We start from the raw sequence: 13,579 nt of genomic DNA on the forward strand, positions 1-13,579 counted from the left end.
ACAGTTCGGTCCCTATCTGCCGTGGGCGTTGGATGATTGAGGGGAGCTGCTCCTAGTACGAGAGGACCGGAGTGGACGAACCGCTGGTGTTCGGGTTGTGTCGCCAGACGCATTGCCCGGTAGCTAAGTTCGGCACAGATAAGCGCTGAAAGCATCTAAGCGCGAAGCTGGCCCCGAGATGAGTCATCCCTAGAGCTTYGAGCTCTCTAAAGGGTTGTTCTAGACTAGAACGTTGATAGGCAGGGTGTGTAAGCGCTGTGAGGCGTTGAGCTAACCTGTACTAATTGCCCGTGAGGCTTAACCATACAACACCCAAGAGGTTTTGGGTTGGACTTAAAATAAGCCAGTTGATTGTGGCGAGAACGAACAGCTTTCTAGATTACCGAATTTGCTTGGCGACCATAGCGCTTTGGACCCACCTGACTCCATGCCGAACTCAGTAGTGAAACGAAGCAGCGCCGATGGTAGTGTGGGGTCTCCCCATGTGAGAGTAGGACATCGCCAGGCTTTGATTATAAATTGCGCCTATTGCTTGCGATTTTTGATAGCTGCGATGCTCATGTATTGGCATACACTGTGCGTCTCGCTTCAAAACTCACTGNAGCGCTTTGGACCCACCTGACTCCATGCCGAACTCAGTAGTGAAACGAAGCAGCGCCGATGGTAGTGTGGGGTCTCCCCATGTGAGAGTAGGACATCGCCAGGCTTTGATTATAAATTGCGCCTATTGCTTGCGATTTTTGATAGCTGCGATGCTCATGTATTGGCATACACTGTGCGTCTCGCTTCAAAACTCACTGGGCATAGCTCGCAATTTAATCATCAAAGCAGATAGATGTAAGACTTTGATGAGAAAACACCAAGCCCTGACCTCACGGTCGGGGCTTTTTTGTATCTGTCGCGTGGTGATTGCTGGTTAAGTAGAAGAATGGGGTTGAGGTTGCCAGTGTAAGCAGAAATCCCAGAAGCGGGTGAGTAGGCCTGACTGGTATTTATCTTTGTGGCGCACAAGCCAATAGCGCCGGGATAATAGCAAAGGGAGTTCGAGGGCAACCACTCGGCCATCGGCAATGGCGTGTTGAGCGGAGAGCTTAGACAGGTACGCCAAGCCTAACCCGGCACTTGCAGCATTTAAAATCGCTTCTGTGGTATTGAGCTCGAAAGAAAGGTGCCAGCGCTCGAAGCGAGGAGCAAGGCTTGAGAGAAAGTGCTCACGGGTGCCCGAGCCAGATTCGCGGATCAGCCAAGTTTGATTGTCGAGATCGCCCACACTTAACGGTGCGTGACTCACAAGCGGGTGATTAGGGTGACAAACCACCGCCATCTGATCGCTTAACCATGGCGTTTGCAGTAAATCGGGATGCAGTATTTCACCCTCTATCAACCCAATATCCAGCTCGAAGTGTTGAAGGCGAGTGATGATTTCTTGGCTGTTGGCAATCACCAATGTTTGTTGTTGATGACACGTCGCATGGCGAAAATCACTAATCAGTGTAGGTAAAAGCTGGTTACCCACCGTATCGCTTCCACCTAGTCGCAACCAACCAATCAGTTGGCTATCGTCTTTTAGTGTGGCACTGATTTCGTCGCTACGGGTGAGTAGTTCATCTGCTTTAGGGATAAGCGCTATCCCTTGGTCATTGAGGTGAAGCCGATTGCCGCGTCGATCAAACAAGGGGTAACCGAGCTGACTTTCTAACTCGGCGAGTGCCATACTGACTGCTGGTTTACTGAGAAACAGTTTCTTGGCGGCGGCGGTGATGGTGCCCTCTTGCACGATGGTTAAAAACACCCGCAGTTGAGGAAGAGAAAGCGTCATCGAAACCTAATGATAAAGAGTTTCAAACACTATAAGGCGGTGCCTGTGCGATGACAATCTTAACGCTGGCCTTTGTCTTGGCTGACCCAGTGCTGGATATCTAATTGTGCCTGTTTTAATGCCTGATAGTGTGGTGATTGCTCACTCGTATGCTTGAGAACAAAGTCGAGCGTGTGCACTACATTTCGCCAACGTGGTGTTTTTGGGACGGTTTCTACGTGCAGGTACTTATCCAAGGTTCTTGTTTGAAAGCTACCTTTATCCTGGTAAACACGCCATAAGCCACTTTTTTCTGCTAGCCCGATTTTATCCCCACCCCAAGCGGCCAGAGCCAAGTTCATCGCATCCACTAAGCGACGATGAATACTCTCCGGCTGATGCGCTTGTGTCTCTTTATCGTTAATTGTGCTTGATGAAGAAAAATACGTCGCTCTCAAGCTGTGTTTTAAGTGGGAGAGTGCGCTTGCAAGGCGACCAATTTCATCTTTTCGCTGGCGATGGGTGACCGGATAGTCCAGTTCACCTGCGGCAAACTGCTCGGCGCACCAAGTCAGTTGTAAGATAGGCAGTGTCAGGCGGTGAGATAGCCAATGCCCAACACAGACTAATAAAACAATAACGACGATCACGAGTGTCGCACTGATCGCATACAAGTGGCGCAGAGGCTGATAGGCACGTTTTTGAGGTGTACAAGTGATCAACGCCCAAGACGCCCCCGCCACATTGACGGGTCGATACGCCGTGAGTTGAGGCATGAGTGTATATTGGCTTGGAGACATGACCCCTTGTTGGCCATGGAAAGCGGCATCGATGGCGTGCTTTGATGGCAAGATCGAGGGCCTAGCTTGATCAGTGTGAGGCACCCAACTGTTGAGTAAAGATTGATGATTTTGATTAATCAGCCACAGCCCAGACTCTGGTTGCTGCCGTTGGCGAAGTGTCGCAGACAAGTTATCGGTTGTGGTGCTAATAGCAAGGACGCTTTGCATATGGCCGCTTTTAAGTATGGGGACCAGATACCAAGCTTGCATGGTGCGTGAGCCATGTGGCTCAAAGGCAGTGCGCATCCATTTAGGGCGATGCTGGGCAGGCATATTCATCAATTGCTTGATCGCATTTTTCAGTGATGGGTTGTCCTGTGTCATGGGGTGGGCTTTGACGGTGTATACGAGGTTTTGGTTTAAATCAAACATCGCGAGATTGTTGAACGCGTATCTTGCTAACCAAGATTGAAATTGGTGATGAAAGCGACGATATAAGCGGTGATACTTTTGGGCTGTTACGCCAGCATATTGGTTCGGAGACTGTTGAAGGATCGGTATGAGTCGACGCTGCGATTGGCGCGTATCATCACCGAGTTGTTGGAATGCATGAGGAAAGCCATAAAAGCGTCCACCGCTGCTGGTTGCTAGATCAGAGGCTGCAAGATTGGTTACCGCGCGCACTTGGTCATTAAAATATGATGTGATGGTGACATAGTAACGATCGCGCTCGCTCTCGAGCTGTTGATGGGCTTGATCGATCAGCAGTTGCGACTGACTCCAAGTAAAGTATCCCGTCAAAATCACCACAGGGATAATACTAAGACTAAAAAACCACCACATAAAGCGGCGTTGAAGACGTGTAGAGTAACCTATATCCATTTGCACGCTGTGAATACCTCTCCCTGATCACGCGGGCTTGAATCGCAAACGGCTGCCAAAAGGCAGCCGCGAGAGAGTAGACGCTAACACGTCCGATCAGTCAAAACTGTGACCTGCTGTCAGGTATCAAACCTTACAAGTGTGTTACTCGACTGATTGATGGTGTTGTCAGCAACTAGCGTGCTTTTCGCGCATGATAAACGGCAAATCGACGGGTTTTCGCGAGGGTATCGCACTGACCGAATCCTTTTTCAATAATCGGCGGATAACGTAAGAAGCTGTTGGCGACGATCGCTAATTGGCCGTGACGGCGCAGGTAGCGAGGTGCGTTTTCCAGCAAGGATTCGGTGGCATGGTAAAATGTCTCCAATCCTTCATGGAAAGGTGGGTTGCTTATAATGGCATCAAACTGCTGTCCACTGACGGCCCCTAACATGTCAGAGACAAAAACAGAGCCGCTGAGCCCATTGGCCGCGAGCGTCGCTTGGGTTGATGCGACCGCTAAATGACTCACATCAACACAGGTGACCGTACAGCTTGGGTGGGTAGCCAGTAGTACCGTGCCGATAACGCCCGCGCCACAGCCGACATCAATCACATCGCCTTGTATGTCGGGCAGGTGCTGGAGTAATAAGGCCGTGCCATCATCAAGGCTTTTGTGACTAAACACACCGGGTAAAGCACGAACAGTGAGTGATAGGCTGCCTACTTGGAGAGGATAGTCGTGAAACCAATCTGCCAGGCTAAATGACGCCGCCGGTGATGTGCACTGGCCATGGTATAGGCTGCATCGGCGAGCTGAATCTTGTTTAATGACTTGGCCATACGGTGCAAAACGTTTTTCGATGCTTTTGACGCCACTGCGGTTTTCACCCACTACGATCCAGTCGACATTCGCGCCGAGACGATGCGTGAGCATCGCGAGAAGAAAATCGGCTTCCGCTTTTGACTTAGGCCAGTAGAAAAGTACCACGTCGACGGCGCTATCATCCGTATATTCTGCGCCTGCGTGTACATGGATGTCAGTATTTGCCATTCGTGTGGCATAGCCATGATGGGTCGTAAATACCGACACGCGTGCGGCATGAGACAGTAGCTGCTGGGCAAAGTCATCTTCGAGCTCCCCGGCCAATAGAACATGTTTATTGGCGAACAAGGTGAGGTGACGCTGAGCAATCTCGCTAGGTGCCGTGAGGGTCATGAGGGTTCTCTTTCCGGTTATAAGTACTTATCGGCCGCGTTTGAAGGTAGGGTGGCGCGCCAAGACGAGGATTTTCCCACAAAGCGCGCACTAGGCCAATATCAAACCCCCTACGCGTTATCTTGTCGGTCAAGAAAGCGTTCAAATTCGATCTCGTACATCCGAAAGAGTACCAAGGTAATCGAAAAGATAATCGGACCATAGATAAGCCCCATCAAGCCGAACAGATGAAGCCCTCCTAATAGTGAGAAGAAGATAAGCAAGGTATTCATCCCCGAGTTACCCTGCATGAGGAAGGGACGGAGTAGATTATCGATGGAGCCGACCACCACAACACTCCATATCAGTAAGGCGATAGCCCATTGCCAATCGCCCGTGGCCACCAAATACAGCACGGTTGGCAGCCAGATAAGCGCAGTGCCTACCACAGGGATAAAAGAGGCGAACGCCATCATGGTCCCCCAAAATAGCGCTGGCAGCCCGACGGCCCACATCGCTAGCCCGCCGGCGGCCCCTTGCGCCAAGGCGGTAAGAAAGGACCCAAGCACGGCAGACTTGGCGACCTTTTCTACTTCATCCAGTAACTGATCTTCTTGGCTTCGTGATAAAGGGATCACGTGGCGGAGCGTATGGATAATGCTGTCGTGATCACGGAGCAAGAAAAACAGGACAAACAACATCAGCATGAAGGTGATAAAAAAGTCGGTCACATCACCTAATACCTTGGAGCTAAATTCGAGCATTTGGCCACTGAATGAAGACATCCAAGCCGCCAGCTTTTTCACGGTTTCTTGTGGGTCAATTAAATCAAATGGCAGCCACTGGTTGAGAAAATGCAGCGACGATTGTATTTGCGGGTTGTTGAGTAACTGTTTTGCGCCGCCGTTGTTGAGCCATTCGTAACTGCGTGTAAAAAAGCTCACGCCTTGCTCGATAATGGCCCCTGCTACCACGGTGAGCGGAATGATGATGATAAAGGTGATTAAGACACAGGATATGACCGACGCCGTGTTTGGACGTTGTCCAATGCGATCTTCAATACGTTTATGAACAGGGAAAAAGAGCAAAGAGACAATAAACGCGAGTACAATTGCACCAATATAGGGCTCGATAAGTAAATAGCACGCATAGGCTGCGATGATCAGCGCGGCGATTAAAGTCCAATGTTTCGGCTCGACACGAAATGACGAAGTCACAGGGTATCCCTCTTAGGCTGGTTGAATGAATCGCGCTTGCTTTACTTGCCGTCAAAAGACCAATCCGCCGCTGGGCAGGTAAAGGCGCCTAAACAATAGGCACCTTAACATACAGTTTGTTGCACTAGTCAGCTAAAAAAATGGCCAAAAGATCGTTGAGGAAGAGTTTACCTTTGGCGGTCACTTGCCAATGTGTCTCGGACTCAACGAGCAGACCTTGGTCATACGCTTGAGCTAATGGCTGGTTAAGGTGGTCGAGAGGCAACCCCGTGCGGGCAACAAACTCGGCTTTCGGACAAGGCTCGAGTAGGCGAAACCGATTCATGAAGAACTCAAACGCGAGATCAGTCTGTTTCACCCACTGGCTATCGGTGAGATAGGCCTTTTGTGGATCAAGATAGCCGCGTGGATGCTTCACTTTAACAGTCCGAAGCAGGCGAGGCTGATCGCCATTCGGTAAGGTGAGTTTGCCATGGGCGCCGCAACCAATCCCCAAGTAGTCACCAAAGCGCCAGTAGTTGAGGTTATGAGCGCATTGATGATCGGGTAAGCTGTATGCAGATGTCTCGTATTGCACGTAGCCAGCGTCGGTAAGCAGCTGATGGCCGCGATCAAAAATGTCCCACAAGGTATCTTCTTCTGGCAGGGTCGGTGGTTTGGAGTAAAACTGGGTGTTGGGCTCGATGGTCAACTGATACCAAGACAGATGTGGCGGCTTAAGTGCGATGGCTTTTTCCAAGTCGCCCAGTGCTTCTTGCTCTGATTGCTCAGGTAAACCATGCATTAAATCGAGGTTAAAACTGTTTAATCCAGCTTGATGAGCAAGGTGGGCCGCACGTTCTGCCTCGCCAGGGCCATGAATACGCCCTAGGCGTTCGAGTTTATCAGCAGAAAAGCTCTGCACCCCGATAGAAATCCGGTTAACGCCTGCTTGTCGATAACCGATAAATTTATCGGCTTCCACGGTGCCAGGGTTGGCTTCCATGGTCACTTCCATGCTCTCACTGACGGGAAGGCGTGCTTTGATGCCATCCAATAGGCGTGCTATCTGTGAAGGCGACATCAAGCTTGGTGTACCGCCTCCAATAAAGATCGAGTGCAGTGTGCGCGTGATGACTGAAGGGTAGGCGGCAAGATCGGTATCAAGATCGTCAAGCAGCGCATCGATATAATCCTCTTCTGGGATCGCGCCCTTTTGGGTATGCGAATTAAAATCGCAATAGGGGCATTTTTGTACACACCAAGGGATGTGCACATATAAACTCAATGGGATCATGGCTTATTGCGACGCTTTTAAGGCTTGGAACAGGGCGTTGAGTGCTTGTCCGCGGTGAGAGCGTTGTTTTTTCTCGGAAGCGGGCATTTCTGCTGCGGTACACTGCTGATCGGCAGGTAAAAAGACCGGATCGTAACCAAAGCCGTTTTCCCCTTGCGGTGCGTGAGCGATTTGCCCTTCCCACACCCCGTGACAGACCAGCGGTGTTGGGTCATTAGCATGACGCATATAAACCAATACGCAATGGAAGCGAGCCTGGCGTCCATCATTGTCTGTATCATGCAATGCTTCTAACAGTTTAGCGACATTATCCGTATCACTGGCCGTTTCCCCCGCATAGCGCGCAGAGTAGACGCCTGGTGCGCCGTTTAAGGCATCGACTTCAAGGCCTGAGTCGTCGGCGATGGCGGGGAGGCCGGTCACTTTCGCCGCATGACGTGCCTTAATGATGGCATTTTCGATAAAGGTGGTGCCTGTTTCATCAACTTCTTCAACGGCAAAGTCACTTTGCGGCAGGACGTCGAAACCAAATTCGCCGAGTAGTCCCGCCATTTCTTTTACTTTGCCTGCGTTCCCCGTTGCCAACACAACTTTATTCATCACAGTTACCTATTGGGTTATGGCCCGACTATGGGGCATCGACGTAAAACGTATAATTATAGTCAAAAGACGCATTGCGGTTTCCTTCGGCGTTAAGGTCGATATGGAAGCGATACGTCTCTTCATCATCGGCTGCGAAGGTGGCGATGTAATAGATCGCGTCCCCTTCTCTTACCTCGGTAAAGTCCAGTTCACGACTGTTTCCGACCAAGTTTTTTACTTGCCCGGTGATCTCGGCGGCTACCGCCGGTTTTCCCAGTTGCATGGTATCGAGAACGGCAATGTTGACCAAGCCTCGATAGCCACTACGAGTAATGTCGTACTGCTGGGCGATTTCGGGTGTCAAGAAAGTGGTTGAGAGCGTGTTATAATGCACTTCCAACTCACCGACTTCTTTAAACTGCCCCGCCCAAGCCGGTGTGATAAGCAAACTCAATATCATGCTGAGCGCTGCTATGATCTGACGCATAATCATTCCTTGTGATAAAGCGAAGTGAGGTTCGCTATCAATACGTACGGGTGCCTAAGTACGATCCGCCGTACATCGTTGGCACCCGTGAGATTCCGTAAGCGGTGCAACCCGTGGCGATAAGTCGAGGGGGACTTAGCGCTTGGCGGTTCGCTTACAGTGCATACCAAATCGGGCCGATAAAATCGCCGATAAGCATATTGATAAATTGGAGCGCGATAAAGATCACCAGAATACTGAGATCGAGCCCACCGATGGGTGGAATAATACGGCGTACTGGCGCACATACCGGCTCAGTAAGTTGATGAAAAACATACTCTACTGGATTGTTGCCTTGGCTGACCCAACTCAAAATGGCACGCAGGATCAGTACCCAGAACAGCAACTTACCCGCGGCTTTCAGTAAGGCAATGGCAGAGAAGAGGAACATGCCAGAACTCATTGCAAAGGGGTTGCCGGCGACTAGATCCAGTACCACAAATTTCGCCACCATGAGCAGGTAAGCAAACAGTACCGTTGCCAGATCCAAACCACCGAGTGCCGGGATCATACGACGCAACGGGCCCACCACAGGCTGGGTCGCTTTGACGATAAATTGAGAGAAGGGGTTGTAAAAGTCTGCGCGCGCCCATTGTAGCCAAACGCGTAGCAGCACCACCATGATGTAAAGATCAAACGCGGTGTTGATCAGAAAGGTCATTGCATTCATATCGTTGCCTTAGTGATTAAAATTCTTGTTCCATTTGTTTGGCGCGGCTGACTGCCGCCTGCATGGCCTGTGCCACTATATCGCCAATGTGGTGCTGGTCGAAAACACGTAACGCTTCAGCGGTTGTGCCGCCTTTCGAGGTTACCTGCTCACGCAATTGGCCAATGGTTGTGTCCGTATTGCTTACCACCATTTCTGCCGCCCCTTTTGCGGCTTGCTGAACCAGCAGCCTGGCCTGCTCGTCGCTAAAGCCTTGGCGGATAGCTTCTTGCTGCATCGCCTCCATAAAGCGAAAGAAGTATGCCGGTGCACTGCCTGCAGCCGCAATCACACCATTAATTTTTGCTTCCTCATCGACACAGCAGACTTCGCCGACGGCTTTCATCAATGCGGTGGCGTAGTGTTTATCCGCCTCCGTTACCTGGCTAGATGCATAGAGTCCGCTCATTCCTTGGCCGACAAGAGACGGTGTATTCGGCATGACACGGATCAGGTTGAGTGTGGTACCTGCCATCTCACACAGACGGTGAGTACTGATGCCGGCTGCTATCGAGATCACCAGTTTCGAAGACCAATCGACAGCCGATAAATCGCTTAAAACCTGCGCCATTAATTGTGGCTTGACCGCCAAGACAATGACGTCTGCCGCTTGGCAGGCATGCAAGTTATCACGGGTGGTTTGGATGCCATAATCCGTACTCAGCACATCGCCAGGGTGGGCGCTGGGTGATGAGGCCGTTATCGCAGAGGTCGGGTAGCCTGCACTCACAAGGCCAGCAATGATGGATCGCGCCATATTACCGGCGCCAATAAAGGTAAGGGAGCGATGTTCCATGAAAAGCGTTCCTGTTGTTCTCGTCATTGTATTGGTTTATTACGACCGCTTCGTTAGCGGCTATCTCGCGCGCCAAAAATCGCGGTGCCGACACGTACCATGGTGCTACCACACGCAATCGCCGCTTCCATGTCACCACTCATGCCCATCGACAAGGTATCGATACTCTCTGTCTGCTCACGGAGGGCATGAAACGCATTTGATAAAGGTTCAAATGCGGCGCATTGTCGCTGATAGTTCGTCTCAGGCTGTGGAATAGACATTAATCCTCTGACATTCAAGCCGGGTAGGGCTCGGATATCTTCAATGAGGGCGATGGCGTTATCCACGGTTAACCCCGACTTTGATGCCTCGCCACTGGTGTTTACTTGTACCAAGACATTGAGCGGCGGTAAATGTGCCGGACGTTGCTCGCTCAGGCGTTTAGCAATCTTCAACCGATCGACAGAATGCACCCAGTCAAAGTGCTCTGCAATCAACCGTGTTTTGTTGGACTGAATGGGGCCAATAAAGTGCCATTCAATGCGTGCTTCGGGATGATGCTGGGCAAAGTAGTCAATTTTTTCTACCCCTTCTTGCACGTAGTTTTCCCCAAACGCCTGTTGTCCCGCGGCGATGGCATCTGCGATCGCCTCGATAGGCTTGGTTTTGCTGACTGCAATTAATTGCACTGAGTCCGCGAGTCGACCGCATTTTTGGCTTGCGTGGTCTATCTGTTCCCTGACCTGTTGAATATTGTTCTTAATATGACACATACCTGATTCTGCAAGGAAAATGAATGGATATTAATGAGCTACTTGCGTTTAGTGTAAAGCATCGCGCGTCAGATCTACATCTTTCTGCGGGGGTGTCGCCTATGGTGCGGGTAGATGGCGATATGCGCAAGCTTAGTCTGCCACCGCTTAGCCACCAAGCCGTAAGGCAATTAGTACTGGCGGTGATGAGCCCTGAGCAGCAGCATAGTTTTGACAATGCATGGGAAATCGACTTTTCCTTTGAGCTGGCCTCGGTGGCGCGTTTTCGTGTTAATGCGTTCCATCAGCAACATGGCTGTGCGGCGGTTTTTCGTGTGGTGCCAACGGCTGTCCCAAGGTTAGAGGATTTATCCGCGCCGCCACTTTTCAGTGAGCTGGCTTTGTTACACCAAGGATTGGTGTTGGTGACTGGGCCGACAGGCTCGGGGAAATCGACCACATTGGCGGCCATGATCGCGCAGATAAATCACCACCAGCAAAAGCATATTCTGACAATCGAAGATCCGATTGAGTTTATCCACCCGTCCGAGCAAAGCTTGGTGAACCAGCGAGAGGTCAAGCGTGATACGCAGTCTTTTCAGCAGGCATTGCGATCCGCGCTGCGTGAAGACCCAGATGTGATATTGGTGGGTGAGCTACGTGATTTAGAAACCATCAGCTTGGCATTAACCGCGGCAGAAACCGGGCATTTGGTGTTTGCGACCTTGCATACCGTCAGCGCTGCTAAAAGTGTTGATCGTATCATTGACGTTTTTCCGGGCAGTGATAAACCCTTGGTACGTTCAATGCTGTCTGCTTCACTGCGGGCGGTTATCTCTCAGCAGCTTGTCAAAAGTGTCCAAGGTCAGCGTGTTGCCGCTTATGAAATCATGACGGTGACGTCAGCGATTTGTAACTTGATCCGAGAGGATAGAGTGGCGCAAATCACCTCCATGATGCAAACCGGCACCGCGCATGGCATGCAGACCATGGCGCAAGCGATGGCACAGCTAGAGAACCAAGGCGTAATTGCGCCGCAGGAGGCGATAACGTCCACTCAATCTGTGTATTGACGCTCAAACCAGCTTTCGATAATCACCACCGCAGATTGGGCGTCGACGGCGCCTTTTCCCAGCGCCTTATACCCGCCGCGGGAAAACAGATCCGCACGCGCTTCACGGGTAGATAGGCGTTCATCGTGCAGCTCAACCGGGTAGCCGAAACGTCCATGCAGGCGGTTGGCAAACTTCTTTGCCCTTGGCGTGATGGTCTCTAAAGGTTGACCGTGTAAATCAAGCGGTAAGCCTACCACCAGATAATCGGGTTGCCAGTCTTTGAGTATGGCTTCAATGTCATCCCAATTTGGGATCCCGTCTCGGGCTTTTAAGGCACACAAAGGGCGAGCGGTGCCAGTTAGCGACTGGCCGATGGCAACGCCAATGCTTTTGACGCCGTAATCAAATCCAATAATGGTTTGTGCGTTCATGCATGTCCTACTTGTGAAGAGAGGTTTGCGGCGTCAATGCCGAGCTGATCGAGCGCTTTTTGCCAACGTTGGTGAACGGGGGTATCAAAAATGACCTTTGGATCGGCTTCCAGTGTTAGCCAGCTATTGTCGGCCAGTTCCTGCTCGAGCTGTCCCGGCTCCCAGCCTGCATAGCCCAGCGCGACCAGAAATTGCTCTGGCTGTTGCTCGGTGCCGAGAATCGAGAGAATATCTTTTGAGGTCGTGACCGATAGCTGATCAGACAGGGGAATACTGGTGCCATACTCACAGGTTGCAGGATGCAGCACAAAGCCTCTGTCTTCGGAGACAGGACCACCAAACAACACAGGTTGAGACAAGCTCTCTGTGGTGCTTGAAAGGGGGAGCTGGCGCTCGACGTCAATTTGATCCAGCATTTTGCCGACAGACAAATTAATGGGGTGGTTAATCATCAGTCCCATTGCCCCATCATGGCTATGCTCACAGACATAAATGACACCATGCTGAAAACGGCTATCAGCCATACTGGGCATCGCGATTAAAAAATGATTTTTCAGATCCATATCGCCGTCTCCTGTTGGTGCGCGTACCTTGAGTATGCGCGAAGATTGATGTTTTAGATAATGAAGGAGGCGCTGCGCCTCCTCAAATTAGGCGCAGCGTCTGGCGATTGCCTCCATCAAGATGTCACCAATTGAAATGTCATACGCGGCGTCAATCTCGCGAATACAGGTCGGACTGGTGACGTTGATTTCTGTTAGCTTGTCGCCAATCACGTCGAGCCCTACGAATATCAGCCCTTTCTCTTTCAATGTCGGAGCGATCGCGCGTGCGATTGTCCAATCAGTCTCTGATAAAGGACGCGCTTCGCCACGGCCGCCAGCAGCCAAGTTACCGCGCGTTTCACCGTCGGCCGGGATACGGGCTAAACAGTAGGGAACCGGTTCGCCATCAACAATTAAGATGCGCTTGTCACCGTTGCTGATGTCAGGGACGAAAGTTTGTGCCATGCAAAAACGTTGGCCATGCTCGGTCAGGGTTTCAATTATCACCGACAGGTTCGGATCGCCTTGTTTGACTCGAAAGATAGACGCGCCGCCCATGCCATCGAGTGGTTTTAAAATCACATCGCCGTGTTCGGCTTGGAATGCTTTAATTTCGTCGGCACGACGGGTCACCAAAGTGGTCGGCGTATGCTCTGGGAACCACGCGGTATAAAGCTTTTCATTGCAGTCACGCAAACTTTGCGGCTTGTTAACAATCAATACACCCGCTTCCTCAGCCCGCTCTAACATGTAGGTTGCGTAGATGTATTCCGTATCAAACGGCGGATCTTTGCGCATCAATATGGCATCAAATTTTCGCAATGCGAGGGTTTGGGTTTGGTCGATTTGGTACCAATGGTCAGGGTTATCCATCACAGTCACACTGTGGGTGCGAGCGTATGGTTCACCCTGCTTCATTGACATATCTTCCATCAAGATATAATGCACTTCCCAGCCGCGTTTTTGTGCTGCTAGCATCATGGCAAACGTGGAGTCTTTTTTCACACTGATGGCCTCGATGGGGTCCATCACAACACCTATTTTCATCATGTTTCTCCTGTTTGCC

14 protein-coding genes and 3 rRNA genes are annotated in these 13,579 nt (G+C 51.0%); 4 read left to right on the plus strand and 13 right to left on the minus strand.

The window, feature by feature from the left end; all coding sequences use genetic code 11:
- The 3 genes from BZG72_RS14395 to rrf (BZG72_RS14405) form a co-directional block, all read left to right on the plus strand.
- A 23S ribosomal RNA gene (locus tag BZG72_RS14395) occupies positions 1-305 on the plus strand; the annotation flags it as partial.
- An 86-nt stretch (positions 306-391) separates the two neighbouring features.
- Positions 392-507 (plus strand): 5S ribosomal RNA (gene rrf / locus BZG72_RS14400).
- A gap of 90 nt (positions 508-597) precedes the next feature.
- A 5S ribosomal RNA gene (gene rrf / locus BZG72_RS14405) occupies positions 598-706 on the plus strand.
- Positions 707-916: 210 nt separating this feature from the next.
- Here rrf (BZG72_RS14405) and BZG72_RS14410 read toward each other — a convergent pair.
- The 10 genes from BZG72_RS14410 to BZG72_RS14455 all read right to left on the minus strand — a co-directional run bounded on the left by BZG72_RS14410 (position 917) and on the right by BZG72_RS14455 (position 10,503).
- Positions 917-1,819, minus strand: coding sequence for a LysR substrate-binding domain-containing protein (locus BZG72_RS14410; RefSeq protein ID WP_046074620.1), 903 nt, complete (start codon positions 1,817-1,819; stop codon positions 917-919).
- A 59-nt stretch (positions 1,820-1,878) separates the two neighbouring features.
- Positions 1,879-3,462 carry a HAMP domain-containing protein gene (locus BZG72_RS14415; protein WP_077667111.1) on the minus strand — a complete coding sequence of 528 codons (1,584 nt, stop codon included), beginning with the start codon at positions 3,460-3,462 and terminating at the stop codon, positions 1,879-1,881.
- Positions 3,463-3,637: 175 nt separating this feature from the next.
- Positions 3,638-4,663: a 16S rRNA (guanine(1207)-N(2))-methyltransferase RsmC gene (gene rsmC / locus BZG72_RS14420; RefSeq protein WP_046075055.1), complete on the minus strand. Its 1,026-nt coding sequence runs from the start codon at positions 4,661-4,663 to the stop codon at positions 3,638-3,640.
- A 110-nt stretch (positions 4,664-4,773) separates the two neighbouring features.
- Positions 4,774-5,859: an AI-2E family transporter gene (locus BZG72_RS14425; protein WP_046075056.1), complete on the minus strand. Its 1,086-nt coding sequence runs from the start codon at positions 5,857-5,859 to the stop codon at positions 4,774-4,776.
- A gap of 124 nt (positions 5,860-5,983) precedes the next feature.
- Positions 5,984-7,135: a radical SAM family heme chaperone HemW gene (hemW, locus tag BZG72_RS14430; RefSeq protein WP_077667112.1), complete on the minus strand. Its 1,152-nt coding sequence runs from the start codon at positions 7,133-7,135 to the stop codon at positions 5,984-5,986.
- Between the two features lie 3 nt (positions 7,136-7,138).
- A complete protein-coding gene (locus BZG72_RS14435) occupies positions 7,139-7,735 on the minus strand; it encodes an XTP/dITP diphosphatase (RefSeq protein WP_046075058.1) in 597 nt (198 codons plus the stop codon).
- 28 nt (positions 7,736-7,763) lie between these two features.
- On the minus strand, positions 7,764-8,204 hold the full coding sequence (locus tag BZG72_RS14440) for a DUF4426 domain-containing protein (RefSeq protein WP_046075059.1): 441 nt from the start codon (positions 8,202-8,204) through the stop codon (positions 7,764-7,766).
- Between the two features lie 154 nt (positions 8,205-8,358).
- The gene (locus BZG72_RS14445) at positions 8,359-8,913 is read right to left on the minus strand and encodes a YggT family protein (protein ID WP_046075060.1); all 555 of its coding nucleotides are present in this window, start codon (positions 8,911-8,913) and stop codon (positions 8,359-8,361) included.
- A gap of 16 nt (positions 8,914-8,929) precedes the next feature.
- Positions 8,930-9,748: a pyrroline-5-carboxylate reductase gene (gene proC, locus BZG72_RS14450; protein WP_077667113.1), complete on the minus strand. Its 819-nt coding sequence runs from the start codon at positions 9,746-9,748 to the stop codon at positions 8,930-8,932.
- A gap of 53 nt (positions 9,749-9,801) precedes the next feature.
- On the minus strand, positions 9,802-10,503 hold the full coding sequence (locus BZG72_RS14455; protein WP_046075062.1) for a YggS family pyridoxal phosphate-dependent enzyme: 702 nt from the start codon (positions 10,501-10,503) through the stop codon (positions 9,802-9,804).
- A 23-nt stretch (positions 10,504-10,526) separates the two neighbouring features.
- On the opposite strand from BZG72_RS14455, the gene BZG72_RS14460 reads away from it, so the two are divergent.
- The gene (locus BZG72_RS14460) at positions 10,527-11,555 is read left to right on the plus strand and encodes a type IV pilus twitching motility protein PilT (RefSeq protein WP_077578288.1); all 1,029 of its coding nucleotides are present in this window, start codon (positions 10,527-10,529) and stop codon (positions 11,553-11,555) included.
- Here the strand turns inward: BZG72_RS14460 and ruvX are convergent.
- From ruvX to gshB, 3 genes are all read right to left on the minus strand, one after another.
- Positions 11,540-11,968 (minus strand): Holliday junction resolvase RuvX, encoded by a 429-nt coding sequence (ruvX, locus tag BZG72_RS14465; RefSeq protein WP_046075064.1) that lies wholly within the window; start codon positions 11,966-11,968, stop codon positions 11,540-11,542. The two genes, BZG72_RS14460 and ruvX, sit on opposite strands and share 16 nt — an antisense overlap.
- Positions 11,965-12,531: a YqgE/AlgH family protein gene (locus BZG72_RS14470; protein ID WP_046075065.1), complete on the minus strand. Its 567-nt coding sequence runs from the start codon at positions 12,529-12,531 to the stop codon at positions 11,965-11,967. Before BZG72_RS14470 ends, ruvX begins: the two co-directional genes overlap by 4 nt.
- Before the next feature lie 87 nt (positions 12,532-12,618).
- On the minus strand, positions 12,619-13,563 hold the full coding sequence (gshB, locus tag BZG72_RS16345; protein WP_077667114.1) for a glutathione synthase: 945 nt from the start codon (positions 13,561-13,563) through the stop codon (positions 12,619-12,621).
- Positions 13,564-13,579: the final 16 nt, after the last annotated feature.

This window comes from Salinivibrio sp. PR6 (assembly GCF_001995955.1).
Lineage (GTDB): Bacteria > Pseudomonadota > Gammaproteobacteria > Enterobacterales > Vibrionaceae > Salinivibrio > Salinivibrio siamensis.

Bases quoted from the DNA above. Each gene is read 5' to 3' on its own strand.
- BZG72_RS14410 (WP_046074620.1), bottom strand. From the start codon at position 1,819: ATGACGCTTTCTCTTCCTCAACTGCGGGTGTTTTTAACCATCGTGCAA.
- BZG72_RS14415 (WP_077667111.1), bottom strand. From the start codon at position 3,462: ATGGATATAGGTTACTCTACACGTCTTCAACGCCGCTTTATGTGGTGG.
- rsmC (WP_046075055.1), bottom strand. From the start codon at position 4,663: ATGACCCTCACGGCACCTAGCGAGATTGCTCAGCGTCACCTCACCTTG.
- hemW (WP_077667112.1), bottom strand. From the start codon at position 7,135: ATGATCCCATTGAGTTTATATGTGCACATCCCTTGGTGTGTACAAAAA.
- BZG72_RS14435 (WP_046075058.1), bottom strand. From the start codon at position 7,735: ATGAATAAAGTTGTGTTGGCAACGGGGAACGCAGGCAAAGTAAAAGAA.
- BZG72_RS14440 (WP_046075059.1), bottom strand. From the start codon at position 8,204: ATGCGTCAGATCATAGCAGCGCTCAGCATGATATTGAGTTTGCTTATC.
- BZG72_RS14445 (WP_046075060.1), bottom strand. From the start codon at position 8,913: ATGAATGCAATGACCTTTCTGATCAACACCGCGTTTGATCTTTACATC.
- proC (WP_077667113.1), bottom strand. From the start codon at position 9,748: ATGGAACATCGCTCCCTTACCTTTATTGGCGCCGGTAATATGGCGCGA.
- BZG72_RS14455 (WP_046075062.1), bottom strand. From the start codon at position 10,503: ATGTGTCATATTAAGAACAATATTCAACAGGTCAGGGAACAGATAGAC.
- BZG72_RS14460 (WP_077578288.1), top strand. From the start codon at position 10,527: ATGGATATTAATGAGCTACTTGCGTTTAGTGTAAAGCATCGCGCGTCA.
- ruvX (WP_046075064.1), bottom strand. From the start codon at position 11,968: ATGAACGCACAAACCATTATTGGATTTGATTACGGCGTCAAAAGCATT.
- BZG72_RS14470 (WP_046075065.1), bottom strand. From the start codon at position 12,531: ATGGATCTGAAAAATCATTTTTTAATCGCGATGCCCAGTATGGCTGAT.
- gshB (WP_077667114.1), bottom strand. From the start codon at position 13,563: ATGATGAAAATAGGTGTTGTGATGGACCCCATCGAGGCCATCAGTGTG.